Origin of the sequence: Leptospira congkakensis, assembly GCF_004770265.1 — a bacterium.
GTDB classification, from domain to species: Bacteria; Spirochaetota; Leptospiria; order Leptospirales; family Leptospiraceae; genus Leptospira_A; species Leptospira_A congkakensis.
The window spans coordinates 246,201-267,445 of the sequence record NZ_RQGQ01000014.1; the positions used below are offsets into that span (position 1 = coordinate 246,201).

The 21,245-nt window shown below is 36.5% G+C and carries 25 protein-coding genes; 9 read left to right on the forward strand and 16 right to left on the reverse strand.

The features are described from left to right. The first annotated feature begins 52 nt into the window (after nucleotides 1–52). Genes EHQ70_RS10285 through pnuC form a run of 3 tightly spaced genes read left to right on the forward strand, consistent with a single transcriptional unit; the run spans nucleotide 53 to nucleotide 2,550 of the window. Nucleotides 53–1,207 carry a hypothetical protein gene (locus tag EHQ70_RS10285; RefSeq protein WP_135586084.1) on the forward strand — a complete coding sequence of 385 codons (1,155 nt, stop codon included), beginning with the start codon at nucleotides 53–55 and terminating at the stop codon, nucleotides 1,205–1,207. Further along, nucleotides 1,207–1,884, forward strand: coding sequence for a class I SAM-dependent methyltransferase (locus EHQ70_RS10290; RefSeq protein WP_135586086.1), 678 nt, complete (start codon nucleotides 1,207–1,209; stop codon nucleotides 1,882–1,884). Before EHQ70_RS10285 ends, EHQ70_RS10290 begins: the two co-directional genes overlap by 1 nt. A gap of 6 nt (nucleotides 1,885–1,890) precedes the next feature. Then, nucleotides 1,891–2,550 (forward strand): nicotinamide riboside transporter PnuC, encoded by a 660-nt coding sequence (gene pnuC / locus EHQ70_RS10295; protein WP_135586088.1) that lies wholly within the window; start codon nucleotides 1,891–1,893, stop codon nucleotides 2,548–2,550. On the opposite strand, the gene EHQ70_RS10300 is transcribed toward pnuC, so the two are convergent. The 5 genes from EHQ70_RS10300 to EHQ70_RS10320 all read right to left on the reverse strand — a co-directional run bounded on the left by EHQ70_RS10300 (nucleotide 2,543) and on the right by EHQ70_RS10320 (nucleotide 10,530). Further along, nucleotides 2,543–4,441 (reverse strand): 7TM diverse intracellular signaling domain-containing protein, encoded by a 1,899-nt coding sequence (locus EHQ70_RS10300; RefSeq protein ID WP_135736254.1) that lies wholly within the window; start codon nucleotides 4,439–4,441, stop codon nucleotides 2,543–2,545. The genes pnuC and EHQ70_RS10300 overlap by 8 nt on opposite strands. Before the next feature lie 115 nt (nucleotides 4,442–4,556). Continuing rightward, nucleotides 4,557–5,552, reverse strand: a complete 996-nt coding sequence (locus EHQ70_RS10305) for a DUF4384 domain-containing protein (protein WP_135586092.1) — start codon at nucleotides 5,550–5,552, stop codon at nucleotides 4,557–4,559. Between the two features lie 12 nt (nucleotides 5,553–5,564). Further along, a complete protein-coding gene (locus tag EHQ70_RS10310) occupies nucleotides 5,565–9,143 on the reverse strand; it encodes a caspase family protein (RefSeq protein ID WP_135586094.1) in 3,579 nt (1,192 codons plus the stop codon). Nucleotides 9,144–9,158: 15 nt separating this feature from the next. Next, the gene (locus tag EHQ70_RS10315) at nucleotides 9,159–9,794 is read right to left on the reverse strand and encodes a hypothetical protein (RefSeq protein ID WP_135586096.1); all 636 of its coding nucleotides are present in this window, start codon (nucleotides 9,792–9,794) and stop codon (nucleotides 9,159–9,161) included. Between the two features lie 109 nt (nucleotides 9,795–9,903). Then, nucleotides 9,904–10,530: a response regulator transcription factor gene (locus tag EHQ70_RS10320; protein WP_135586098.1), complete on the reverse strand. Its 627-nt coding sequence runs from the start codon at nucleotides 10,528–10,530 to the stop codon at nucleotides 9,904–9,906. A gap of 232 nt (nucleotides 10,531–10,762) precedes the next feature. On the opposite strand from EHQ70_RS10320, the gene EHQ70_RS10325 reads away from it, so the two are divergent. Next, complete coding sequence (locus tag EHQ70_RS10325; RefSeq protein ID WP_135586100.1) at nucleotides 10,763–11,446, forward strand: hypothetical protein; 684 nt, start codon at nucleotides 10,763–10,765, stop codon at nucleotides 11,444–11,446. A gap of 100 nt (nucleotides 11,447–11,546) precedes the next feature. Here EHQ70_RS10325 and EHQ70_RS10330 read toward each other — a convergent pair whose 3' ends face one another. The 8 genes from EHQ70_RS10330 to EHQ70_RS10365 form a co-directional block, all read right to left on the reverse strand. After that, complete coding sequence (locus tag EHQ70_RS10330) at nucleotides 11,547–11,918, reverse strand: DoxX family protein (protein ID WP_135586102.1); 372 nt, start codon at nucleotides 11,916–11,918, stop codon at nucleotides 11,547–11,549. A gap of 91 nt (nucleotides 11,919–12,009) precedes the next feature. Then, nucleotides 12,010–12,477: an SRPBCC family protein gene (locus tag EHQ70_RS10335; RefSeq protein ID WP_135586104.1), complete on the reverse strand. Its 468-nt coding sequence runs from the start codon at nucleotides 12,475–12,477 to the stop codon at nucleotides 12,010–12,012. 24 nt (nucleotides 12,478–12,501) lie between these two features. Then, entirely contained in the window at nucleotides 12,502–12,831 is a 330-nt protein-coding gene (locus EHQ70_RS10340; RefSeq protein ID WP_135586106.1) for an ArsR/SmtB family transcription factor, read from the reverse strand. Between the two features lie 388 nt (nucleotides 12,832–13,219). Continuing rightward, a complete protein-coding gene (gene cutA, locus EHQ70_RS10345) occupies nucleotides 13,220–13,549 on the reverse strand; it encodes a divalent-cation tolerance protein CutA (RefSeq protein ID WP_135586108.1) in 330 nt (109 codons plus the stop codon). 50 nt (nucleotides 13,550–13,599) lie between these two features. Then, on the reverse strand, nucleotides 13,600–13,845 hold the full coding sequence (locus tag EHQ70_RS10350; protein ID WP_135586110.1) for a hypothetical protein: 246 nt from the start codon (nucleotides 13,843–13,845) through the stop codon (nucleotides 13,600–13,602). A 4-nt stretch (nucleotides 13,846–13,849) separates the two neighbouring features. Beyond that, nucleotides 13,850–14,185, reverse strand: coding sequence for an LBF_4227 family protein (locus tag EHQ70_RS10355; protein ID WP_135586111.1), 336 nt, complete (start codon nucleotides 14,183–14,185; stop codon nucleotides 13,850–13,852). Continuing rightward, entirely contained in the window at nucleotides 14,186–14,470 is a 285-nt protein-coding gene (locus EHQ70_RS10360) for a hypothetical protein (RefSeq protein ID WP_135586113.1), read from the reverse strand. It abuts the gene before it with no gap. Nucleotides 14,471–14,478: 8 nt separating this feature from the next. Further along, complete coding sequence (locus tag EHQ70_RS10365; RefSeq protein ID WP_135586115.1) at nucleotides 14,479–15,204, reverse strand: response regulator transcription factor; 726 nt, start codon at nucleotides 15,202–15,204, stop codon at nucleotides 14,479–14,481. Nucleotides 15,205–15,262: 58 nt separating this feature from the next. On the opposite strand from EHQ70_RS10365, the gene EHQ70_RS10370 reads away from it, so the two are divergent. After that, complete coding sequence (locus EHQ70_RS10370) at nucleotides 15,263–15,679, forward strand: DUF4279 domain-containing protein (protein ID WP_135586117.1); 417 nt, start codon at nucleotides 15,263–15,265, stop codon at nucleotides 15,677–15,679. Here EHQ70_RS10370 and EHQ70_RS10375 read toward each other — a convergent pair. Next, entirely contained in the window at nucleotides 15,648–16,007 is a 360-nt protein-coding gene (locus EHQ70_RS10375) for a hypothetical protein (protein WP_135586119.1), read from the reverse strand. The two genes, EHQ70_RS10370 and EHQ70_RS10375, sit on opposite strands and share 32 nt — an antisense overlap. 13 nt (nucleotides 16,008–16,020) lie before the next feature. Between EHQ70_RS10375 and EHQ70_RS10380 the strand changes: the two genes are divergently transcribed. Continuing rightward, nucleotides 16,021–16,992, forward strand: coding sequence for an amino acid--tRNA ligase-related protein (locus tag EHQ70_RS10380; protein ID WP_135586121.1), 972 nt, complete (start codon nucleotides 16,021–16,023; stop codon nucleotides 16,990–16,992). Nucleotides 16,993–16,999: 7 nt separating this feature from the next. On the opposite strand, the gene EHQ70_RS10385 is transcribed toward EHQ70_RS10380, so the two are convergent. Both EHQ70_RS10385 and EHQ70_RS10390 read right to left on the reverse strand, forming a co-directional pair. Continuing rightward, nucleotides 17,000–17,389, reverse strand: coding sequence for an LA_2478/LA_2722/LA_4182 family protein (locus tag EHQ70_RS10385; protein ID WP_135586123.1), 390 nt, complete (start codon nucleotides 17,387–17,389; stop codon nucleotides 17,000–17,002). Nucleotides 17,390–17,515: 126 nt separating this feature from the next. Beyond that, nucleotides 17,516–18,397 carry a hypothetical protein gene (locus EHQ70_RS10390; protein ID WP_135586125.1) on the reverse strand — a complete coding sequence of 294 codons (882 nt, stop codon included), beginning with the start codon at nucleotides 18,395–18,397 and terminating at the stop codon, nucleotides 17,516–17,518. 128 nt (nucleotides 18,398–18,525) lie between these two features. Here EHQ70_RS10390 and EHQ70_RS10395 point away from each other — a divergent pair, with 128 nt between their 5' ends. The 3 genes from EHQ70_RS10395 (at nucleotide 18,526) to EHQ70_RS10405 (ending at nucleotide 21,085) form a co-directional block, all read left to right on the forward strand. Further along, complete coding sequence (locus EHQ70_RS10395; protein WP_135586127.1) at nucleotides 18,526–19,116, forward strand: DUF6935 domain-containing protein; 591 nt, start codon at nucleotides 18,526–18,528, stop codon at nucleotides 19,114–19,116. Continuing rightward, complete coding sequence (locus tag EHQ70_RS10400; protein ID WP_135586129.1) at nucleotides 19,117–19,929, forward strand: ZIP family metal transporter; 813 nt, start codon at nucleotides 19,117–19,119, stop codon at nucleotides 19,927–19,929. It abuts the gene before it with no gap. A 205-nt stretch (nucleotides 19,930–20,134) separates the two neighbouring features. After that, nucleotides 20,135–21,085 carry an ankyrin repeat domain-containing protein gene (locus EHQ70_RS10405; RefSeq protein ID WP_135586131.1) on the forward strand — a complete coding sequence of 317 codons (951 nt, stop codon included), beginning with the start codon at nucleotides 20,135–20,137 and terminating at the stop codon, nucleotides 21,083–21,085. Nucleotides 21,086–21,245: the final 160 nt, after the last annotated feature.

Below are 21,245 nucleotides of genomic sequence, written 5' to 3' on the forward strand. Positions count from 1 at the left end.
AAGTCTAAAAACCAGTCGCCAGAAGGATTTCTCCTCTGGCGATTTCTCTTGTATGCCAAAACAAAAATCAAAACCCATTACTGCCAAAACAGAAGAAACTTTGATTTGGACGGGATCTTCTTCTAACCAAACCAAAGCCCAAAAAGAATTTAACGACGCTCTCAAAAAACATAAAGAAATCTTAGAACATTCTAAAGAAATCGAACCATTGTTTCAGATGGTAAACGATACCTATTTAAAAGAGGTTCTACCTGAGTTAGAAAAACAAAAAAAATTAGAACGAACGCGTTTTGAACTGATGTGTGGCATTTTAATCGAAGAAAAACTTTCCTTTGGAAAGATGCAAAGGGAGTTCCTCCGTCGTTATCTTTTGGATATATGTACAGATTCGATTTTAGAAGACCCAAACTTCTATGGAAAATTCCGCGATTTATTAGAAACAAAATTTGAACGAATGGAAAGACTCCGGTATAAAAACCAAATGGAATCTAAAATCAAAAATACCTTTGGAGTTGAAATTGATTTGGATGATTTAAACCGAACTGGGTTTGATTCCGAAGAAGAACGAGAATCACACGAAGAGAAGTATAGGGAATTTCGGGAAAAGTATGAGGAATATAGATCCGATTACTTTAAAGGTAGAGGCTCCAAAACAAACGAAAGAAAAAAGAGTAAATCGCAAATAGAAAAGGAAAAAAAGATCTTAGAATCGGAACGTTTACTCAGCACAGACATCAATACTTTATTTAAAAATTTAGCAAAACTCATCCATCCAGATAAAGAACAGGATCCTGTTTTACGGGAAAAAAAATCCAAACTGATGACAAAACTTTCTGGTGCGAGAGACAATATGAATATTGCAGAAATTCTAGAGATCAAAATGCAGGTTGATGAACTTCTTCCAAACCAACAAACGGATGTTTCTTTTCATGATACCTCCATCAAACGATTTGTGGGAATCATAAAAACAAAGATACGAGAACTCGAAGATTCCATTCGACAAAGATTTTTTTCTCATCCCCTTATGGCTGATTTTTCAGAAAGAAAAATCACAAAAGAGTCTCTTACTTCTTATTTGAAACGAGTCAAAAATGACAATCAAATGGTGACAAAAGCTTTTGAAGAAGAAGTCGAACAACTGACGAAAGAACCAAAATATATCAAAGAAATGATACGTGAATTACAAAGTTTGGGAGTTCAATTTTAGTGAAAGGTTTTTTGAACAAAAAGAACTTTGGCCTTGGTAAAAATGGCAAAAAGTTTGATGACAGCTATTGGTCGGATATATACGGAAATGGACTGGATGTTGATGGATCTTATAATGCCAAACAACATGCAGAATATTTAAAGGCTCTCTTCCAACTGATGGAAATCCCTGTTTATAAAATGGCAGACTTTGGTTTTGGAAAAGGGATCCTCCTTCGAGAGATGGTAAAAACTTTTTCTCCGGTAAAAGTGTATGCAGTGGATGCATCCAAAGAAGCCTTTGAAGATCTCAAAAAAAAAGATTGGGTCAAACGTTCTGACAAATTCCATTTATACAATGAATCCTTAGAGACTTTCAAACTTTCTAAATTAGAAAAAGAACCCGTAGAACTAGGGATTTGTAATTCGGTGATCCAATACCTTCCCGATTCTATGATTCCAGGTGTATTAGAGAAAATAGCAAAGTATTGTAATTATTTATATTTTACCGTGCCAACAAACGAAGACTATACGGTGATGAAAGAAGAAATGAGTTTTTCTGATCCTTATGCCTTTAGTAGATCCAAAAAGAAATATCAAAAGTGGATTTCTCGGGATTTCGAAATTGTCGGATACAATCTTTTACAAAGTAAATGGTTAGGTGAAAAGGGGTTTAAGGAAGATTTCTTTCGGATATAGTTGTTAATGACAGATATTTTTTCCTATTTTTCAATTGAACTTCCACTTTTTTCTGTATTTGGTTATCCACTCAGTTTGATTGAATTCCTTGGAACAAGTTCTGGTCTCGTTTGTGTTTATTTGGCTTCCCGAAATCATATCCTCACTTGGCCGATTGGGATCTTTAACTCTATCTGTTTTTTCTTTTTATTTTTTCAAATTCAACTGTATTCGGATATGTTACTACAGATTTATTTTTTCGGATCGAGTATTTATGGTTGGTATGTTTGGCGAAAAAGAACCGGTGCTTATATAAAAATCCAATCTCTTGGCAAAACAAAAAATATTCTTCTTGTTTTTACTATACTAATAGGGACTTATGTTTTAGGAGAAATGATAAGTCGGTTGCCAGTATGGATGCCACAAATTTTCGAAAAACCACCGGCTTTTTTGTATTGGGATGCATTTACCACTGTAGCAAGTATTGTCGCCAATTTCTTGTTAGCGCAAAGAAAGTTGGAGTCTTGGTTTTTGTGGGTTCTTGTGGATGTAGTTTGTATTGCCATCTACTCCTTAAAGGAAATTCCTTTTGTGACTCTGGAATATATTGTTTTTTTACTCATTGCTTTTTATGGATGTTACCATTGGTATCAGGAGTATCTAACGAATAAAGATAATCTTAATTGATATTATATGGTATTTTAATCAGCCAGTGGAATAGTTCGTTTTTACCATAATCTTCCAACTTGAAACGATTTTCAGTAAGAGTTGTTTTAATATTTATTGCTCCAAAACCGAGATGGAAGTCCTTGTCTACAAACTGAGTAGGTGAAATTAGCTCTATAGTTGCGCAGTCTGGTAAGTAAGAAAGTTTCCAAGATGAAATTCCTATACCATATTTTATATCATTATTTGCCATCTCTCGTATAATTTTTACTATAGATTCTAATTGTTGGAAATCTAAGTTAGCTGATTGAGCGAGAGCAGAAATTTTTTCTATTCGTGTCCCCTTGGCAGTTGATTCGTATTTTCTAAGGATTACTAAATGAATTCCATCGATTAAATTTTCTCTCAGAGATTTTAAATCATGAAATGAATTCAACTTTTCTCGAATTCCAGACGAGATTCTTTTAATGAGCTGGAGTAAGTTATCTGCCTGTGAAATATTAATATCACCGCTTTCTTTGAAAGATTCAATCCTTAATCTTAAGAAGGTTAAGTCTGCACTTGTTTCATCATGGATATCAGAGAAAGTTTTTTGACGTTCCTTTTCGATAGAGATTTCCTTTTCATATGTATGTCTAATTTTTTCGTGCACCATTGTTACTTGTAAAATCGAATTTTGAATAATGACGTTTTCTAGTTTGTTTGCTATGAAACTTGTAATGAAAATCGAATATGCAATTGAGGTTACGGGCACTAAAGGAGTTTGGAATTGAAAGTACCATTCTAGAAATGTTTCGAAATAAATGGAGAACGCCAGTATGATGATTAAGATTAATAGAGTGCCTGCACGATTTTTGTAAAAAATTTTGATTAAACTCAAAAAAGAAATTTCTCTGTTCCGTTGACTTCTGTTTCGAATATCTCTCCCAATTATTTTTATCATGACAGATAGGTAGAATAATAATTGAGGAGTTTCCCAAACAACTAAAACCTGATTTAGATTTGGGAACTTCTCAAAGGCAAACAAAGTGAGACAGCAAGATAAGATTACGATGGCGGTGTTAAATTTTGAAATCCAAGATAATTTTCGGATCAGATAATAATCGTGAAAGTAAATAAGAAAGAGAAAAGATAGGTATAATGAAACGGTTCCAATTTGCGGTATTTTCTCTTTAAAATAAAAATCATTTGCAGCATAATCTCCCAAAGAGAATGTAAAAATTGAATATGTGATTTGGAATAATCCAAAGAAAAATACGCTCTTGTACTTCTTGATACGGGCATATAAGCTTATTAAATAAAAACCAAGCATAAAAAAAATCCCTGCAAAAAAGATAGAAAAAAATTCTCCCCTCTCGGAGATCAAATTAACGTAATCATCAATTTGTTTTATTCTGTTAATATCTACTCCTATGTTAGGTGAGGTAATTTCTCCATAGAAGTGAATATTCACCAAAGTAACTATTTGATCCGTTGTGTTTAAGGTTTTCGATGTAATGGGTATGACTAGATTTCTAGTTCTCTTTTGTATAAATCTATTTTGTTCTGCAATTTTCTTTGTATTCAGATAAATTTCCCATCCCTCACCTATTTGTGAAATAAGTAATGATGGTTGATTGAATATGGATAATACGTCTTGTTTGAGTTGAATTTGAATAGTGTAATGTTTGATTTTTGGTTTCGCGACATAAAGGAACTGCAATATTTCATCCAATGTGCTGTTTTGACTGTTAAACCTATTTGTGAGTGCTTCAGCATTTTGAAGTGTCCAGGTTTCATTTAGCCACGTAGTCGAAAAACCATTTCTTAGCAAAATAGGCGAGGAGGGATTTGAAAAATTTCTATGAGGGTCGGCAAACAATTGTTGCGAGTAGAATACACACAGTAATCCTAAAAGACAAAAGACTTTCACCTATGAAGATCCTCGCATTACAAAGAGTAATTAAACGAGTGTCATTTGGGGAGAAAAAAATGTCAAAAAATTTCCCATCATTTCTTTTTAGAACATCATTTTTCATTAATTAATTTTACTGTTGAGTTTCGATTGCGATCTCGGTACTTGTCCAAGCAGAACTTTTAAGATCAATTGTAAATTTCTTGATTCCTCTAGCGATTTTTTCAGGTGTTTCTGTAATCTGCCCAAAGGGAGAGCCTGCGATCCTTCTGGACTGGAAAAGTTGCATTTTTTCTTTTGAGGCAATAAGTTTGATTACATCTCTTCCGAATGGTTCACCTGCAGTAAAGACAAAGTTAGCATTAGCATTGGGAATTGTTAGGGGCATATCTGATTCAATTAGGTTTTCAGTTTGTTCTTCGTTTGGGAACAACGTAAATATTTCCCCATCGTTTTGAATTAGGAGTAGGTATACGTATGCTGTTTCGGAAACACTTATTTCAAAATGGATAGGTTCACTATTTTTATAAATCTTTTTTGAAGACTTTATTGATGCTTTGAAAGAAGGGTTTGGGTTCATAATTTTACTTATGTTTACCAGCAGAATTTTATGTTCTAAGAATTTAATAAAATCCTGAATCAGAGCCTGATAGTTTTCTACTGGAACCGACTTACTATATTCCACTTTTGTTGTTTCAATATCGGTCAGACTTAATGAAAAGTCTTTGTTATAGAAAATAGGAGAGGCCATTTTTTCTGCACCAGTGATTCTCCCAATTTTGGGCGCGGTAGTTCTATCGACAAGGCCAGATTTACCAAATGCAATTTCATCTAAGGCTTGTTCCGTTTTCTCTCGGTCAACGACCGTAGCTTTGCCTGAATTAATAAGAGCGGATCTTAATTCGGCTACTAGTCCTTCATATTTTGGTAAAGATGTTAGAATGCCGTTTTTGCCTCGTCCTTCACTTTTTGTTGGAGGGAGAATCATCAATCGAAATGTTTGTACAAATTCACCGTCATTCGAAACGGAGTAGTTCTGTTTTGAGGTATCTGGAACATTTCGTGAAACGCAGAAATCAACTAACAGGAATTCTAGAATTAGTATAGCTACTGGAATTAATCGTTTCATTATTATACTTTCTTATTTCCCAAAAATTACAAAATCTCGGCCAGCAATGTCTCTTGTTACCATAGGAGTTTGTTGCCCATCTGTAAGTTTTTCGACTTCATTTAACACATAACTTCTCAATGATTGGGCAGTAATGTTTCCTTTTTTGTCCTTTGCCTTACCTTTTAAAATTGCTTCTTTGATTGCATAGGTAAAAGCACCATTTTTCCACTCACTTGATTCCAAAGCAGATTGAGCACCAGTAGCGGCAGAAATTTCGATTGTACCTGTTCCTCGGCGCAGCTCAGGAAATAGATCTGCCATTTCCTTTTGAATATTTGCTTTTACAATAGATTGGAGGATGTGCATCTCAGTTTTTTCCTGAGTTTCTTGAGGATTTCCAGTTGTGACAAGTCTAATCCCTCGAGTTTGTGCAGTTTTCCCTCTGGTTTTTCGTATTTCAATGTTTTTGGATAAGTTTATAATAGATTGGTTATCTAATTCTAACTTTTCCCCTGATTGGCAGGTATCAACAAACATGATTTTTTGACGAGACGGAATTCCATTCACAAGATCTCGAATGGAATCAAGAGGTATCCCTTTTTCCCATGGTCGATCCACATGGGAATCGGACGTCATGTAATAATAGACATCGTCAATATCATTTTTATCTCTCAGCTTATAATGTTCAGGGATCTTTCCTTTAAAGGCAGTTAAAAGGTCTCCCACTAAGGTATCTTTTCTAATCCCGTGTCCAGAAAGGAAAAGTATTACATGATCATCGACCTTCGATTGGGATAGGAATTCCCTTAGGTTGCGAACACTATCTTGAGTTACTTCCTTGTTGAGGAGAAGTTTCGAATAAATATTCCCAAAATTCTTTTTTCCTTCAGAGGTAAAAGTAATTGCTAACTCCTTAGAATCTTTTACCGCATAGGTAAGTGCGCTTAAACCACCAGTATGAGTAGCAGAGTATTCATCAATGCTAATGCCCACAAAGTATAAATCTGGTTTGAGTCGAATAGTCGGTGTATAATTTACAATTAAAAATTCACGAGGGGATTCAATTCCATCTTCAGTAAATGCAGAAACCTCGATTTTGTTTTCTCCTGCGGCAAGTTGTACGGTTTCAGAAATACTCACCTTTTTCCCATCTATTTGTTTTTCTGATTTTGGATAAACTCGTTTTATATAATCTCCATAAATGGGGACTCCATTAATAAATAATTTATACCCGATAATGTGTTTATGCAGAGATGTAAGTTGTAAATCGAAAGAATAACTATTGGACTCGTTTGTCGTATTTTGCGAAGAACTTATTATTTTTACTTTTGCATTTGATAGTTTTGCTTCCGAATCCAATTGATTAGAATTGAATCCATTTTTTGAAACACGTTGTTTCCAAAAGTTTAAATATTTTTTCGATGTCTTTATGTTTTCTTCCGTTGGGTTGATTTTATTGATGACATCAATGATTTTATCTGGTCGATTAAAAACTAAATCAAATTGATCAAAAGAATAATTATTCCATCCAACCCCAAAAGAGAACCCAGGATTTAGATGGCTTGAACTGTTTGATCGGATATAATTGTAATTTTTGTCCATGACAAGGTAAGATTTTCCTCCGAGGACTGGAAATAGATAAAAAAGTAATTCTTTCGTTTTTATTTCCCAAATACAAATAAGTCCATCAGATCCTGCTGCTGCTAAATGATTATCTGAATTTCCTATATCTACAGAAACAGCAGGAGAAGTTAACCCTGTATACACTCCAACTAGATCCGCTTGTAAAAAATCAAAGACAAATAAATTATGTTTTTTGTTTTGGGTGACTATATACTTTCCTGATTTTGACCGTTTTATTAGTTTCCCACGAGTATCATCAAATGATTTTCTTTTTCCAGTTCGTAACTCATTAAAGATGGCTTCGTCAGTTTTAACATAATACGGATCCGAAGAGGTTCCATAAAACTTCCCTTCCCCGTTTGAATGTTCATAAAGGAAGTTCCCAATTTTGTCATAGATTTGAGTTCTCCCTCTAAAACAATATCCTTTGTATTCTGGGTCACCATTCCTAAACACTGGAATATACTTACCGTAATCGTAGATACAGGAAGAATTTTTAGTTACCTCTGATTTAAAAATTAAATCAGTTTTCAGAGAGTCTTCGTTACTCGGAATTAGAACTTTGGCTGTTGGCACGACATACGGGTTAGACGTAAATCCAAATTTAAAATATAAATCATTGGATGAAATAACTAAGGAAGAATTTTCTTCGGTAAAACTAACACCGGTAGTAATTTTTTGGATGTTTCTATCCAAACTAACTATTTTGCGGGATTCTAAATTAAATATTAAGTTTTCTCCTTCGTTAATTACCACACCGTTAAATCCGCTGTATTGACGAGGTCGATGGGCAAAGAGTATTTTTTTCCCATCTGGAGATAAGTATCCTTTGTTTGTTCCTGGCCGGAAAGGAAGGGGGATCGAAATGATTGGTTCTGGATCATTCGTATTTGCATTGTAAGTTTCAATGGTGTTCTTAGTTGGTATATAAATCATCACTTCCTTATTATCATTTATGAAGCCAAGCATTTGAGCGGAATAAAAGCCATAATCGTTTTCTTTCGTGTCTACTTTTTTACGGGATAAAATTGAGCCTGTTTTGCCATCTAAGACAAAAGCGATGCTCCCCACTCTTGGCTCGTAAGCAATTGTAGCAATCTTTGATGCGTCTTCTAAAACAGCAGTTTTATCATCATTGCCAAAATCAAAAAGAAACTGTCCTTGGGGTAAATCTATCTGGATCTCATCTAAGAGTTCTGTTCCTTCAAGATTCCAAATGCAGAGCTTCGCTCCAAATCCACTATAAGCTTGAGACGTTTGGTGGCCGAGACATCCGTTTATGCTTAACTTAGCTTTGGGAATTGAAAGAAGGCTGTTCCCTTTCTTAAAATAGCGGGACGGCTCAATCTCTCCTGAATCAATATCAATGAGTGTTAGGTGATATTTGGTATCGAAATAAAGTGTGTTCTCTCCAGAGAAAAAAAAATGTTCATTGTTGAGACCATCGAAACTCACACTCGGGGATTCGAAGATCACACGGTGAGTTTCGGAATTTGGATCAAGAGGAATTTTTTTTCGAATAGAACCTTGTTCTAAGTCTAAAACCAGAATTCCGGTTCCTCTGATATCTGGTTTGAACCTACCCCAATACCAAGGTTCATCCTGCCAAATTTTTTGACTTTCGTCAGAATACAGAAAGGCAAGAAACTGTCGATTTTCACTGATAGCAAAGTTAGCATTCACATTTCTAATAATCCTGGTAACTTTTCCTGTATTTGTATCCCAGATAATAAGATTGTTTGCTCCTTCATCATAAGTGATCACACGATTACTATCTTTTGAAAATGAGGCGTTTCTAATACCTTTGGAATTGTATTCCACTGATCCAACAATATCAATGTCACCTTTGGAAATACCATTTGGAATGCTGGCACAATTTGATATAACAAAAGCGAATAGAAGATACCTTAACTTTCTAAAAGTTAAGGTATCTCGGTTCTCTCGATTTTGATTTTCTTGAAAATATTCTTTTGTATTCCAAATCATGGTTTAGCTAGTTCCTTATTTTTTCTTTGCTTCTTTAAGTAGATCTACCATACTTTTTAAAACTAAAGTAAAGTTGGTTCGGTAATCATCGGCAGTAAAATCACCATTCCCTCGACTTTCACACAAACGAAACAAACTGTTCTGACCAAATTGAATGATCTCTGAAACTGTATATAATGTTGCGAGGCTTTCTTTATAAGTCAGTGCGAGTTTCTGATTCTCCTCTGATGTGAGTTTCTCAAATTCTAATTTTTTCAAGGTATCTGCTGTAAGTGAAATGTCTTTTGTGATAGTTCCAGGTCCCGGAGATTCTGTACACGAGTGATAATGCCCTGTACTAAAAACTTGATTTAATTGTTGTGTCAGATTATTTTCTTCGTTAGGTGCAAGTTTTAAGTCTTTAATTTTTTGATTAAATTCTTTTTTTAATGTCTCTTGTGTTAATATTCCTTTGTTTTTACTATCTTGAGACCAGTCATCTGCGAAGTAAGGTTTTTTCTTGTATATTGTTGTATATCTTTTGGTATTTGATAACTCAACAAACTCCATTCTATCGCCAATATCTTTCGTAGTTATACAATTTGAAAAAAATAAAATACTAGCGAATATTAGTTGTAACGCATGGAATTTAATCTTTTTTTGCTTTTCCATTTTAAAATCTCCTCAATCAAGCTGGGGGAAGTATAATGTAAGATTTTGGGTATTGTCTATACCCTGTTTGGGGTAGAAAGAAATCTTCCAGCTTATAGGAGATTCTAAATTAGTATAATCCTAATTCTGCAGCTCTCTTCAAAAGCTGTATTCTATTGTTCACTTGTAGTTTTCTATAGATATTTTTAGCGTGAGTAGAGACGGTGTGGGTTGAAATTTCTAATTCCTCTGCTACTTCCTTGAGGGACTGACCAGATACTAGTTCCTGTAAAATTTCTTTTTCACGAGCTGTTAGCTCTTCAAATCCGTGTTTGAGGTTTACTCTCGGTTCCTGAAAGCTCTTTAAAACCCTTAATGCTAAAGTAGGAGTAATGACTGCTCCACCATTAATTAAGTCTTCTACCATATCGGGTAATTTACGTAGATCCGATTTTAAGATATATCCTATAGCTCCTGCTTTAAGTGCTTGAAATAAAACTTCATCGGAGTCTAAAGCCGATAAAACAACAATGCGAGGATCCCGCATCTTCTCTCTGACAATTTGAGTTAATTGGATTCCATCAATCCCTGGAAGTTTGATATCAAAAAATAATAGAGATGTTTCTTCCGATAAATTTGTAAGATAATCTTCGGCACTTCCAAAAATACGGATTCTCGTAGAAAACGATGAAAGGACTATTGTTAGTTCTTTTGTAAACTTTGGGTCGTCGTCAACGCAGTCAAAACTAAGTAACATAATAATAATTTAAGTATAATAAAAATTCTTTTTTATCAAATACCGCGTTTAGGTGAGAAATTATCATATAAACACTTCCTGGGAATATATAGTTTTTTTCAATAAACAGACATTTGGTTAATTTTAAGAATTGTCATCTAACATTTTATCAATTTATTATTTTTTACCTAAAATGAGGTATTCCTATTTCCATCAAATCGAATATACTACGCAAACTAATGGAAATTTCAAGATGAGAGACCCAGTTCTAGCGATTCCTTATAACGACAATCGGTTTTTAACTCGACTGAATTTTTCTGATGATGAATTGTTTCAGCTATTTTCGTTGGGTTACCAACTGATGGAATTAGTTGTACTGGGAAGAATGTATGGTATCGCATCTCCAAAATTTTTAGAATGTAGTAAGAAGTGTAAAATTACCGATTTTGCTGATATATTTGAAAACCTTTGTATGTTAGATTCAGACGAATCCATTGAATGGAGTATATTGACAAAAATCAGCGATAACAAACTAACGAGACTTATGATTGGAAGCTATTGCCTTCTTTATTCTGCAATATATTGTTTGCAGAAACCTTTTGGAAAAGAAGTCTCAAATTTTACTTTGATTTTTTTAGGGTCTAGTCGGGGTGATTTTTTTTGGTACTTGCAGCGTATTTTACAAGCAAAATATAATTACTCGTATCATGCCGATATGCTGAAAATTAAAAAAATAGATAATAATCTTTCTTTAAGCGAATTTGATTTTTTAGAAGCAATGGCTGTTGAAGATTTCTCGGAAAATGAAAAAATAAAACATTTAATCCCCACAATTGAAGTTACAATTAGATCTATTAAGACAATGTATCACCTGTGGCGGAACATCAAAAAAGACAATCTTAGTTTGGAGGAAGTGGATCGACTATTGAATGAATAAAGTTTTCTTTGAAATTTGATTTTACTTTCCCTTCGGTTACAGATTTGGAACAAAAGGGAAGAATTTTTGGAATAACACTAATCAGTATTTTAGTTTAACTTTAAGCTCTGCGATTCTCTGGTCGTAAGTACCAAGAAATCACGGTGAGTGCGAGAAGGAGAAGGGAAGGAAAAATTTCCCCGAACCCGTGACCACAGGCAATATGCGAGATGGCGGCTCCAGACATGGCAAAGAAAAAACCTGCATAGGCCCATTCTTTCAGTAAAACAAATTTAGGTACTAAAACAGCGACCACACCGAGAAGTTTCCAAATTCCGAGGAGGGTAAGAAAATAAGTAGGATAACCCAATTGGTTTATCTTTTCTACTTCTTCTGGAAGTTTCATCAGTTGCACAATCGCAGTAGATACCATCCCAAGCGACAACCAAAGGGTAAAGAACCAATAAGCTATTTTTTTTGTTTTTTCTGACATCTAATTTCTCCTAAATTAAAATATAATTCTTGTTTGTTGGTTTCATATCCAAAGGCTCCAATGCATCAGGTAACTACTTAAAAAAATCAAATCAATCTTTCTCGCGAATGATTTCTTCCAATCGATTGTGTGCCATATTGATTCCTTGTGCAAAAGGCATTTTTAAAATCTGGTCTCGCTGTTCGACAGACTTATATATAATATGCATGATGAGTTTTGATTTGGTTTCTGAAATTTTTTGGAATTCAAAGAACTCTAGTTGGACTGGAAACCCTGTGTTTTCCATTTCAAAGGTGCGAACAAAACTTTCATTTTCGATGATATTGAGTAAAACTCCATTGGCACGAAATAAGACTACACCTTCAGGATTTTTAGTTTCAAAGATCCAACTGCCATGGTTTTTTGCTTCGAATTTGAGTACTTTGTTTCCCATCCATTCTTCGATGAGTTCTGGTACTGTGTGCGCTTTGAAAACTAGGTTAGCAGGTAAATCGAATTCGCGTTCTATCGTTAACTCTTGTTTGCCGTCTTCTGCAATTACTTTTGTTTTTAATTCCATCGATTTTTCCTATTGGATTGTTTTTCAGGATTTAGATTTTTTTTGATAATTTTTCATTACCGATTCCAATTTGTTAAATCGGTCGTCCCAAAGTTTTTGAAATGGTTCAATGAAGTTTGCAATTTCTTTCATTTTGTTTGGGTTTAGGTGGTAATACATCTCACGACCGTTAGGTTCTTTTTTTAACAATTCACATTCAGTTAAAATTTGTAAGTGTTTCGAAACAGTGGGTCTTTTGGTATCAAACTGCGAGGCGATGGCTCCCGCGGTCATAGACTGGGTAGCCACAAGGAGGAGGATGGCTCTCCTTGTAGGGTCTGCAATTGCCTGAAATACATCTCTTCGTAAATCCATTGTGTAGCCATTTGACTAATCAATGATATGTAGTCACTTGGCAACACTTTTTTGTGAACTGATTTGGTTTTTTAGTCAGCCAAAAAAGAGTCGATATCGACTAAAAACTAGGTGGTTTCGTAATCCAACCATTCCCCACGCCAGGGCAACGGAGGGCTTGGTCTGAGGAGGTGTGTCGCCGACGAAGACGGGAGCCGAAGGCGCACCCCGCAGTACGCCCGGTCGTTTTTATTTAGTAGGTTGGTTTGAGGAAAAGATTCGAGGCGCCCAACTTCCGGAAATAGAATTAGCGATTTTTCTATAACCCCAATCGCACTTCGTTATGGGAAGAAACGTAAGAGCGATTGGTTGAGTGGGACTGGGAGTAGAACAGAACTTGTTTTTTGCTCTAACTATTTTTTTGGATTTTGTCGGCAACAAACGCCTTATAGGCGGGGCTTCCAAAACTTACGTCCATACGAATGATTTCGGGAGCAATGTAGGGGTGGTGTTTCATGATATATTCTTCGATCGCATTGTACTTGTCAGCTTTTGCTTTGAGGAGAATTTTGTTTTCGGTATCAACTGTGATTTTACCTTCCCATAGATAAACAAGTTCTACTTCAGGAAAGATGGTTCCGGATACAATGATTCCTTGTTCTAACATCTCGGAGATTTGTTCTTCGGCCATATCGCGGTCGCCGATTGTGGTAAATACTAAAATTTCTTCTGAAGCCATGAGGAATCCTTGTTTGTTTTTACAAAGATCGGCTTACATTGGTGAAACCCTTATTCTTTTGGGGATTTATTTTGCAAGTAGGATTGGAAACCTTCTTTTACTTGGTCTACCATTCCAGACTCACGGACGGAACGAACCACTCGTTGCCAGAATTTGATTTTGCCTTCGAACTCGTTCCAACCTAGTTCTAAGTCCATACGTTTGATTTTGAGTAACATTCGTAGTTCCGTAAGAGACATGTCCTTTGGATCTTTGTCTAAATACCGTTCATGGTCTGTTAGGGGATTAAAACGCATGGAATTATTTTTTCTTTAGAACCAAAGAGATAAACAAAATGGCAAAAAGTAAAAATCCAAAACCTGTTCCGAAACTTGCAAGGATAGGATCTCCTTCTGAGAGAAACTTCTGAACGCTTAAAAACACTCCATAAGAAATGTAAACAAGGCTTAGGAAAATAAGAAATATAGAAGTGAAAACCCAAACAGAAGAAAGAACCAAATTCCTAATATAAATTTGGAGATTCTTTTGGATGTAAATCGCCATCACTTCGCCATAGGCAACCACTTTAGCGACTAAGTCTTCGAAGGCGGCTTTGATTCCGCCTTTTTTACGTTGTTTTGATTCTTTGTGATCCAATTATTTCTTCTTAAAAAACCAACCAAGTGCGAGTCCAAGACCAAGGCCTACACTAAATCCAATGACAGCTGCCTTTTGTGGATGTTCTTTTACATAAGATCCTACATTGTCGATGACTTCTTTTGCTTTGATAGAAGCCTCTTCACTTGCTTTACCTAACTTTTGTTTGATGTCGCTTACTTGTTCCATATACTTCTCCTTGGCTCTTTGCTCAATTTCTTTAGCTTTTTTCTCATACAACTTGATTTCGTCGATGAGGGATTTGTCTTTTTTCACTTCTTCCATGACGTATCTTAGTCTGGTACAACTATGTTTTCAAAATTGTCAGTGAAACGATATCCTATTCCCCAAATGGTTTCGATCCATTCTGGTTGTGCGGAATTTTTTTCTAGTTTGGAACGAATGCGTTTGATATGACTGTCGATCATCCTTTCGAAACCATCCCATTCCACACCCCAAACGGATTCCAAAATCATTTCGCGAGAAAAAACTTTCCCTGGTGAACCAGCTAATAGTTGTAAGATGTCAAATTCTTTTCTAGAAATGTTAATGATGTTTTCGTTGAGAGTGACACGTCGACGAATGGAATCAATTTTAAGAGCACCACGAATGATTTCTCCTGCTTGACCCACATTGGGTTTGATACCAATTTTTTTATCCCATCTACGGAAGAATACATCCACTCGAGTTTTGAGTTCACGAACCGAAAAAGGTTTTGTGATGTAGTCATCAGCGCCTAACTCAAGTCCCATGATGCGATCAATTTCCTCAGTCCTTGCGGAAAGGATAAAAATCGGTGTACTTTCGTCGGCTTTACGGATGCTACGGCAAATTTCCATACCGTCAATGTCCGGTAACGAGAGGTCCAGAATCACTAAATCAGGATGATTGGATTTGTAAAATTTCAAACCGTCTTCGCCATTTTCAAAAACGGAGGTCGTATAGTGAGCAGAATCGAGAGATTTCCGGATTAGGTTCCCGATATCCGGATCGTCCTCAATTACCAAAATATTTTTCATGTTTTTCCCTTGAGTTCTTTCTCAATTTGGTTCTTGTAGTAGAAAAAAAAAGTAAAAAATGGAATCAGGAACACAAAGGGAAGCAAAATCGTGGGCGATGTTCGCCATCACAGGACCTAGGCTACGGCCTTTGGAAGTGACAGAGAAATTGGGCATCCAACCGGATTATTACCACGGTGCCGATGTAAAAGACATCGAAAATATGACAATTCCGAGTCATTGGCAGCTCAATTCTAAGTTAGGGCCGGAATTTCCGCTTCTGGATCATATCTGGGATCTGCTTAAAACCTTAGCACCTGTTCGTAAAAGCCTAAAAGAGTTCACAGAAAATTACGAATCCACTATCTACGCATCGGTGGAGTTTGCATCTGAGTTCACAAAGGGTGTGGTTCTGGATAAAAGGACTATGCTTTTGTTAGGTGAGATGGGTGTGAATTTGGAAATTATCCCCTGGGCTCTCTCTGAGACTCCCTAAGGATTGTTTCACTCGGAAAAATAAGTCGGATCAGACCAAATCGTTTGAGATAACTATACCCAGAAAGTGGTAATCCAAGAAGGACAAGGACTCTTTTTTTCAAACGAAGGTCACGGGCCATATTCAAAAGTTTGGTCAGAAGGGTTAGAGGAAGATAGGGAAGGTTAGAAAGATCCATTTGGATATGAGCCCTTGTTTGGAAAAATAACATATGCATCACAGAATCCATTTCTTCTTCCAACTCTGGATGAACTTCTTTAGACAAAATGACAATTTCATACGCATTCTGAACTTCACGTACAGTGAGGTATTTTGTTTTTTTTGCCATTGGAGGTAATGGTATGATTTCTCTCTCAAAAGATACACTCATTTTTCGATCTCAAGTTTTCAAAATGGTTCGTGAGATTTTATTTCGAAATGAATTTTTGGAAGTCGATACTCCTACATTAAAACCCATAGTGGGGATGGAGCCATATCTTGATCCTTTTGAAGTGCGTTCGCCAAGTGGACGTGAGAAAGGATATCTCATCACCTCTCCTGAATACAGTTTGAAACAAATGATGGCAAAGGGGTTGGATCGTATCTTTGAACTGTCTCATACTTTCCGATCCGGTGAAATGGGAAGTGGATTCCATTCTAAAGAATTTCTGATGTTAGAACTTTATGCCAAAGGAATGGATGATGTTGTTTTGCGTCATTTCATCGAAAAATTCTTAAGAGAATTGATCCATACATTTGGAAGGAAAGAAGACCAAAGGAAGTTGTCCAATCCCCAATGGATTCGACATCTTTCTGTAGAAGAGGCCTTTGTAGAAAATGTCGGACATGGTTTTTCGAAGGAAGATTTGTTACAAACCATTACGACTAAAAAACTAACTTCGTCCCCGGTTTCCGAACTGATCCATTGGCAGTATGAAGATCTTTTCTTTTTGGTTTTTTTAAATCTAGTAGAACCAAAATTAGGTGAAGGAATTGTTTTTTTATACGATTATCCGCCAGAATGTGCGGCGCTTGCTAAAATTGTAGATGGAGTTGCCAAACGGTTTGAGATTTATTGGGACGGACTAGAACTTGCCAATGCATTTTATGAACTGAGTGATGTAGAAGAACAAAGAAACCGTTTTTTGGAAGAACAAAAGTTACGTGCCAAACTCGGGAAGGAAGTGTTTCCTATTGATGAAGATTTCCTTTTGTCTTTGGGGAATGGATTCCCAAGTTGTGCAGGAATATCGATTGGAATGGATCGGCTTCTTTTGAAATTATCTGGTAAACACGGGCTAGGTGAAATTAGCCCGTATTGGATAGAAGTATAGAAAGCGTTTAGTCTTCTTGGAATTTTTCGCAAGACTCTGGTACTTTTCCTTCTTCTAGATCTGCACAAGAAAATGCCGCCATGTCTTTGGCACATTTTTTCATATCTTCTAAATCTTGTTTGGTGAGTTTTTTTGTGGGTTTATCATTTGCTGCTGGTTTTTGGCCTTCCACAACATAGTTTTTGTAACGAGATTCACAAACGTTCCCATTCACAAACTGAGATTCGATCATCTTCCTTTGGTCGGCAGGAAGGTCTTTCAGTTTTTCTTTCATACACTCAGAAGTTTTTGCACACATTTTTTTAGAGAGTGCTTGGAATTCTTTAGCATCCTTTACTGTTTGTGCGGTGATGAAGAAAGGGACGAGTATTAGTAAAAAAAAGGAAATTTTTTTCATACAGAGATATTAAGGATTCTTACCTCTTGGTAAAGAAAAAAATTGATTTGAATTAGAATACAGTTTTAGGATTTCCCCTGGACAGTATGAACCCTCCCAATGGGAAACTTCATACTGAGGCAGGAACTATAAACGAATTCCGTTATAATTACTGCAGTCGGAATTGATTTGAGAATCCGTAACCGCATCATAGTAGTTTCGAGTGATCAGCCCATTTCCATAAGTATTGCCATGACCCATACCCATAGTACAGGCTCCCCGATAAACCTTTGCGCCGTTCTGGGTTGCACAAGAACTTGCACTGTATGTTCCTGAGCTGACAGAAGTTGTACAATATGCCGCATTAAAAAGATGATTCACCGCGAAGTCATCGCAACGACTGCCACCAGCGGAATGGGTACAACTGCCTCCGCCACTTACGAGAGTGTTAGAACCAAAAAGTCGAACTCCACCACCAAAATAACCAGATTGATAATATCCAGCAACACGGACTCGATAGTTACCTACATTTGTGAAAGTGAAGGTGCGTATTTGGAAATTATATGATGCATTCCGTATTTTAGGCAGAATTGCATTTTTTCCTGAGTCAGGGAAAATACTGATTTCTGGTTTCGGATTATTTGTTGGGATACTTCCGACGGAGGCTAAGAATGTATATGTTCCGGGGGTATGGATAGTTAATGAGAAATCTGCTACAGGTGAGGCACTAACGAGATTTGCATTTAGCCCTGTTCCATTTCCTGTAATGATTCCAGAAATAGTGGGAACAGTCGTACAAAGACTGTGTGTAAATGGAGTATGTAGGTTATATGCATCTCCGCAAAATAAACCATTTGCGCATTCATTGTCAGAGAAACATTTTTCATCAACACCTTTGCCGCCACCTGCAGAAAGTGCAAGTAAAGGTAGGAGCATGTCAGATTCTTCTTTTGATTTTTGTTCCCCACAATTAAATATTAGAAAAAAAATACTGAGAGTGGTCGCGATTTTAATAGTTATATTTCTCATTTAACCCTTTGTTAGCTTATGATCTGCTAACGCATATTTATTGGTATTGGTTTCATGTCTTCTTTTTTTTGAAAGTCTATTCGAAAATAAATTGATTAATATGGGGAAATTCCCTACATTCATAGATTATGAAAAAAACCCTTATTCTAACCTTCCTCCTTCTGTTTGCGGCAGGTCAGGCCTTTGCCCAAAATCTAACTCCGCGTAATGTTGTCGTTCTTCCTTCTGAGCCGACAACGATTGAAGAATTCAAATCCTTACAATCATCGATTGCAACTACGCCAGAAGGTGCTGCTGCTATGCTTGTGCTTGCGATTTCACTTTATGGGAAAAATCAAGACCTAGGTACAAAAACAATTACCCTTTCGGTTCTTTCCACAAATAGACAAAAGTCCACCAAACCTTCTGCAGTGGATGGAACGGACTTAGGGAATGGAGATAAATTTTTACTAGGCCAATTGGATAAATACAAAATGTTATCCAATGGTTATTGGAAAGGAGCCGAACCTTCCAATGGATACACTCCTAGTTTGCCTTTGGCAGTCGAAACCTATACAAATCCTTATTCAGGTGATGAATCCACAGGCAGAATCAAACTTTTTGTAGCCACTCGGGGAGCTTCTAGTTTTCGACCAGTCACAGTGGAAAAAGATTCCGATGGACTTTGGCGTGCCAAGGAAATGAGTTCTTTATTTGTAGGAATGATGCCAGCCAAATAGATGTTAGATTTTATTTTATCACTACATCCAGTGGCATTGGCACTTCTTGCCACTGGGTTCACTTGGTTTTGTACTGCCTTTGGTGCGGGTTTTGTTTTTTTCTTTCGAACAGTACCAAGGCCTGTGTTCAATGCAATGCTTGGTTTTGCTTCGGGTATTATGATTGCTGCCAGTTTTTGGTCTCTTCTTTTACCATCGATTGAACTTTCAGAAAGAGCCGGAAATCCCGCTTGGTTTCATGTAAGTCTTGGATTTTTATCTGGCGGTTTGTCTTTATATTTTTTGCATAAATTACTTCCTCATTTGCATGTAGGTTTGGAAGAAAATCGTTTGGAAGGAGGGAGGTCTTCTTTCCAAAGGAGTTTACTTCTAGTTCTTGCAATTACCCTGCATAATATTCCCGAAGGTTTGGCCGTGGGTGTCGCCTTTGGTGCGCTTGGCGATGGATTTACTTATGAAGCATTAATGGCTGCCTCTGTCGTCGCATTTGGAATTGGAATTCAAAATATTCCAGAAGGTGCTGCTGTATCGATTCCTTTGTTAAGAGAGGGTTTTTCGACAAGGAAAAGTTTCTGGTATGGGCAACTCTCTGGATTTGTTGAACCCATCGGTGGGTTATTTGGAGCGGCTCTTGTTTTTTATGTCGAAAGCCTATTACCCTTTGCCCTTTCGTTCGCAGCTGGGGCGATGATTTTCGTGGTAGTAGAAGAACTCATCCCTGAATCGCATACAGGAAAAGAAACAGAGATGTCAACTCTCGGTGCTCTGTTTGGATTTGTTCTTATGATGGCTTTGGACGTGGGACTTGGGTGAGATTTGTATCAGTAGACGGGGGAGATGGGTTGATTGTTGTATGATTTTAAAAGTAAACTTGCAAGTTTTCGCATATTTCTATATAATGATCCAAATATTAACAAACGTATAATGGAAAGTTTAAGATATTTGTTTGCTGATTGACAGTTTGGAGTTTAGTAACTTCAAATATTGATTAAGATAAAACATTGGTTATGGGAAAAATATGAAATTAAAATTTTCTTTTTCTTTAGTATTGGTTTTGATTGTTATCTCTTTCGTTAACTGTTTTGCCTACCATATAAAAAATGGACATATTAGTTCGGTGACATCGGCACTTGATAAAGGCCAAGACATCAACGAAAAAAATGAGGAAGGCAACACTCCACTCATGTTAGCGTCTCGTTACAAACAACCAGAAATGATAAAGTTGTTACTTAGTCGTGGTGCAAAAATAGAGGAAACAAATCTACTAGGAGAGACTGCATTATTGCTGTCTGCAGCCTGGGGAAATTTTGATGGAGTTAAAATTCTATTAGAACATGGAGCCAATCCAAACATCTTAAAATCTAACGGTGACTCCGCCCTTCATTCCGCAACAGTTTTGGGAAATGAAGAAATGGCATTCCTTTTGATCAAACACGGTGCTGAAATCAAGGGAAACCAGCAATCGCAAGCAGCCTTATTGTACTGGGCATCCCATTCTTGTTCCTTAAAACTCGTTGGTTATTATTTAGGCAAAAATATTAACCCGGAATGGAAATTTCTTTTTGGTTATACTCCGCTCATGGCAGTTTGTACTTCCTCCAAAGCTTCTAAAGATGCAATGAACCCTGAAAAGATTGTAAAACTTTTAATCGAACACAAAGCGAGTGTAAATACAAAATCAAGTACAGGAGAAGCTCCTTTACACTACGCGGCTTCGGCTCCAAATTTTTTTCAGGCAAAAGCATTGATCGAAAATGGTGCAGATGTGAATGCTCGTGATGACAAAGGAGAGACTCCGTTAATGAAGAGTGTAGGCAGCGGTATTTCTTCTTATGTTGAGTTTAAAGTTATCAAACTAATAGTTTTGAGTGGTGCAGACAAAACTGCTAAAGATAAGTCAGGGAAAACTGCTTATGATTATGCCGTGAGACATCGATTGCCCCAAATGTATTTAGATCTTGTTCGATGAATGATTTATTGAAATTAAAAGGGATTTGATTCATTCTCCCTGCGCCAGCGATTGCAGCGGAAATCCTTTCGCATCTGCGAAAGATTGGTATTCCCCCAAATAATTGGACATTAAAATAAAGCCTTCGCGAAGGAGCAATATGAATCGCGAAAGAAGAGGC

Coding starts and splice junctions, on each gene's coding strand:
- EHQ70_RS10285 (WP_135586084.1), top strand. CDS start 53: ATGCCAAAACAAAAATCAAAACCCATTACTGCCAAAACAGAAGAAACT.
- pnuC (WP_135586088.1), top strand. CDS start 1,891: ATGACAGATATTTTTTCCTATTTTTCAATTGAACTTCCACTTTTTTCT.
- EHQ70_RS10305 (WP_135586092.1), bottom strand. CDS start 5,552: ATGAAACGATTAATTCCAGTAGCTATACTAATTCTAGAATTCCTGTTA.
- EHQ70_RS10310 (WP_135586094.1), bottom strand. CDS start 9,143: ATGATTTGGAATACAAAAGAATATTTTCAAGAAAATCAAAATCGAGAG.
- EHQ70_RS10315 (WP_135586096.1), bottom strand. CDS start 9,794: ATGGAAAAGCAAAAAAAGATTAAATTCCATGCGTTACAACTAATATTC.
- EHQ70_RS10320 (WP_135586098.1), bottom strand. CDS start 10,530: ATGTTACTTAGTTTTGACTGCGTTGACGACGACCCAAAGTTTACAAAA.
- EHQ70_RS10325 (WP_135586100.1), top strand. CDS start 10,763: ATGAGAGACCCAGTTCTAGCGATTCCTTATAACGACAATCGGTTTTTA.
- EHQ70_RS10330 (WP_135586102.1), bottom strand. CDS start 11,918: ATGTCAGAAAAAACAAAAAAAATAGCTTATTGGTTCTTTACCCTTTGG.
- EHQ70_RS10335 (WP_135586104.1), bottom strand. CDS start 12,477: ATGGAATTAAAAACAAAAGTAATTGCAGAAGACGGCAAACAAGAGTTA.
- EHQ70_RS10340 (WP_135586106.1), bottom strand. CDS start 12,831: ATGGATTTACGAAGAGATGTATTTCAGGCAATTGCAGACCCTACAAGG.
- cutA (WP_135586108.1), bottom strand. CDS start 13,549: ATGGCTTCAGAAGAAATTTTAGTATTTACCACAATCGGCGACCGCGAT.
- EHQ70_RS10350 (WP_135586110.1), bottom strand. CDS start 13,845: ATGCGTTTTAATCCCCTAACAGACCATGAACGGTATTTAGACAAAGAT.
- EHQ70_RS10360 (WP_135586113.1), bottom strand. CDS start 14,470: ATGGAAGAAGTGAAAAAAGACAAATCCCTCATCGACGAAATCAAGTTG.
- EHQ70_RS10365 (WP_135586115.1), bottom strand. CDS start 15,204: ATGAAAAATATTTTGGTAATTGAGGACGATCCGGATATCGGGAACCTA.
- EHQ70_RS10370 (WP_135586117.1), top strand. CDS start 15,263: ATGGAATCAGGAACACAAAGGGAAGCAAAATCGTGGGCGATGTTCGCC.
- EHQ70_RS10375 (WP_135586119.1), bottom strand. CDS start 16,007: ATGGCAAAAAAAACAAAATACCTCACTGTACGTGAAGTTCAGAATGCG.
- EHQ70_RS10380 (WP_135586121.1), top strand. CDS start 16,021: ATGATTTCTCTCTCAAAAGATACACTCATTTTTCGATCTCAAGTTTTC.
- EHQ70_RS10385 (WP_135586123.1), bottom strand. CDS start 17,389: ATGAAAAAAATTTCCTTTTTTTTACTAATACTCGTCCCTTTCTTCATC.
- EHQ70_RS10390 (WP_135586125.1), bottom strand. CDS start 18,397: ATGAGAAATATAACTATTAAAATCGCGACCACTCTCAGTATTTTTTTT.
- EHQ70_RS10395 (WP_135586127.1), top strand. CDS start 18,526: ATGAAAAAAACCCTTATTCTAACCTTCCTCCTTCTGTTTGCGGCAGGT.
- EHQ70_RS10400 (WP_135586129.1), top strand. CDS start 19,117: ATGTTAGATTTTATTTTATCACTACATCCAGTGGCATTGGCACTTCTT.
- EHQ70_RS10405 (WP_135586131.1), top strand. CDS start 20,135: ATGAAATTAAAATTTTCTTTTTCTTTAGTATTGGTTTTGATTGTTATC.